Annotated in this window: 2 protein-coding genes; both read left to right on the forward strand. The window is 65.3% G+C overall.

All coding sequences use genetic code 11. From position 1 onward, the window contains the following. Nucleotides 1–22 precede the first annotated feature (22 nt). A complete protein-coding gene (locus HMPREF9538_RS03480) occupies nucleotides 23–1,978 on the forward strand; it encodes a tRNA(Met) cytidine acetyltransferase TmcA (protein ID WP_228701590.1) in 1,956 nt (651 codons plus the stop codon). A gap of 76 nt (nucleotides 1,979–2,054) precedes the next feature. Further along, the gene (gene ypfH / locus HMPREF9538_RS03475) at nucleotides 2,055–2,750 is read left to right on the forward strand and encodes an esterase (protein WP_002913770.1); all 696 of its coding nucleotides are present in this window, start codon (nucleotides 2,055–2,057) and stop codon (nucleotides 2,748–2,750) included. Nucleotides 2,751–2,807 lie beyond the last annotated feature (57 nt).

Raw genomic sequence — 2,807 nt, forward strand, 5'->3', positions numbered from 1 at the left:
CGGGGGGGGGGGGGGGGAGGGGATCCGTCGCCTGCTGGTGCTCAGCGGCGATGAGAGCTGGACGCTGCAGCAGGCGCAGGCGCTACGGGAGAGGCTCGGCGGCGATGGCCTGTGGGTTGGCCCCGAGCCGGGTTCTGCGCCCTGCGTGGCGCCCGGCGCGCTGAAAACGCTGCTGGGGCGGGAAGTGATGCACGCCTTTTTCGATGCCCGGCGCGGGTTTGATGTGGCCGCCATGGCGGCCCTGAGCGGCACGCTGCGGGCGGGAAGCTGGCTGGTGCTGCTGACGCCCCCCTTCGCCGACTGGCCGACCCGGGCGGATGAGGACTCTCTGCGCTGGAGCGATACGCCTGACCCTATCGTTACCCCTAACTTTGTTCACCGCTGCTGTCGGCAGTTTATCGCCGATCCGGAGGTGTTGCTCTGGCGGCAGTCGGACCGGCCACGTTTCCCGCTGGCCGCCCCGTGTCCAGACTGGCATCCCGCCGATGGCCGCCCGCAGGCCGAGCAGGCGGCAATCCTTGAGCAACTGATACGCCTGCCGCCCGGTATCGCGGCGGTGACGGCGGAGCGTGGACGGGGGAAGTCCGCGCTGGCGGGCATGCTCCTGCGCCAGCTTGGGGGCGAGGCCATCGTCACCGCCCCAACGCGTAGCGCTGTCGAGGTGCTGGCCAGCTTTGCCGGGGAGACGTTGCGCTTTATGGCGCCCGATGCGCTGCTGGCGTCGAAAGAAAAGGCGGCGTGGCTGATAGTCGATGAGGCCGCGGCTATCCCGGCTCCGCTTCTCCGGCAACTGGTGAGCCGTTTTCCCCGCACGCTACTCACCACGACGGTGCAAGGGTACGAGGGCACCGGTCGCGGGTTCCTGCTGAAATTTTGCGCCAGTCTGCCCCATCTGCAATCGTTCACCCTGAACGCCCCGATCCGCTGGGCGGCGGGCTGTCCGCTGGAGTCAGCCATCAGTCAGTTGCTTATCTTTAACGATGAGGCATTTCGCGACGCGCCGATGGGGGAGCTAGCCCTGGAGGCGGTCAATCAGTCCTGCTGGCAAACGCAGCCAGCGCTACCGGAGGCGATGTACCAGCTATTGTCCGGGGCGCATTACCGAACTTCCCCGCTCGATCTGCGGCGCATGATGGATGCTCCGGGCCAGGCTTTCCGCTGCGCTCGCGCCGGCGGCGCGGTAGCGGGCGCCCTGTGGCTGGTGGCCGAGGGGGGACTTTCTCGCGAACTGAGCCGGGCGGTATGGGCGGGTTTTCGCCGGCCGCGCGGGAATCTGGTCGCCCAGTCGCTGGCGGCGCACGGCGGCAGTCCCCTGGCGGCGACGCTGCGCGGGCTGCGGGTCAGTCGGATCGCTGTCCATCCCACCCGCCAGCGGGAAGGCCTCGGGCGGAAGATGATCGCCGATATCGCCGCCGATGCCGCTGGCTATGACTATCTCTCCGTCAGCTTCGGCTATACCGCTGAGCTGTGGCGCTTCTGGCAACGCTGCGGGTTTACCCTCGTACGGCTGGGTACCCATCGCGAGGCCAGCAGCGGCTGCTATACGGCGATGGCCCTCTATCCGTTGACCGCGGCAGGGCGCCAGCTGGCGCAGCGGGAGGCGCAGCGGCTGCAGCGCGATGAATACTGGCTTCGCCCGTGGCGAGAGGAATCCGCGCCGCTGCCGGCCGTCGCAGACGCTATGCTTAGTGATGAGGACTGGCTGGAAGCGGCGAGCTTTGCCTTCGCCCACCGCCCGCTGGCCGCGGCGCTGGGCTGCCTCAACCGCCTACTGATGCAGGCCGACATGCCGTTGCCGGCCCTGCGGGGACGACTGCAGGGCAAAGAGGAGGCCGCACTCTGCGCCGTGCTGCAGCTGACGGGGCGAAAAGCCTTGCAGGCGAGATGGCGTCGGGAGGCCGCTGACGCCTTGCGCTCCCTTGATGCAGCGCGCGCTGAGGCGCTGCGTCAGCAGGTGGCGCATCTGCAATTTTTTTAACTAACTCATTCAGTTAAATGGCATGGTCATATCTGGCGAGCGGCGTACACTGCCCGCAAACACTAAGGAGACAGCCATGAAACACGATCATTTTATTGTTCAAAGTCCTGCGACGCCTGCGCAACAGCTGTTGCTGCTGTTTCATGGCGTAGGGGATAACCCGGTCTCCATGGGGCAAATCGGCAGCTGGTTCGCGCCGCAGTTTCCCGATGCGCTGATCGTCAGCATTGGCGGTGTGGAACCTTGCGGCCCCAACGGTCGGCAGTGGTTTTCGCTGCAGGGGGTGACGGAAGAGAATCGTCAGCAGCGCATCGACGCCATTATGCCGACCTTTATTGAAATTGTACGCTACTGGCAGGAGAAAAGCGGCGTCAGTCCACTGGCCACCGCGCTGATCGGTTTCTCTCAGGGGGCGATTATGTCGCTGGAGAGTATCAAAGCGGCGCCGGATCTGGCTTCGCGGGTCATCGCCTTTAATGGCCGCTATGCGACGCTGCCGGAGACGGCAACGACGGCCACTACCATTCACCTGATCCACGGTGGTGAAGATCGGGTTATCGACCTGGCGTGGGCGGTGTCGGCCGAGGAGGCGTTACAGCAGGCGGGCGGCGACGTGACCTTAGATATTGTCGACGATCTCGGGCATGCCATTGACGATCGCAGTATGCAGTTGGCGATCGAGCGTCTGCGTTATACCGTGCCGAAGCACTATTTTGATGAGGCGCTGAGCGGCAGTACGCCAAAAGGGGATGATATCATCGAAATGCTGTAACCCCGGTGAGCGGGGTTACAGGCGGGCGGGACCGCGATAAAGGCAAACTTACGGGTT

Source organism: Klebsiella sp. MS 92-3 (assembly GCF_000195655.1).
Lineage (GTDB): Bacteria > Pseudomonadota > Gammaproteobacteria > Enterobacterales > Enterobacteriaceae > Klebsiella > Klebsiella pneumoniae.

What these genes read in the sequence shown, in the direction of transcription:
- ypfH (WP_002913770.1), top strand. Translation starts at nt 2,055, where the DNA reads ATGAAACACGATCATTTTATTGTTCAAAGTCCTGCGACGCCTGCGCAA.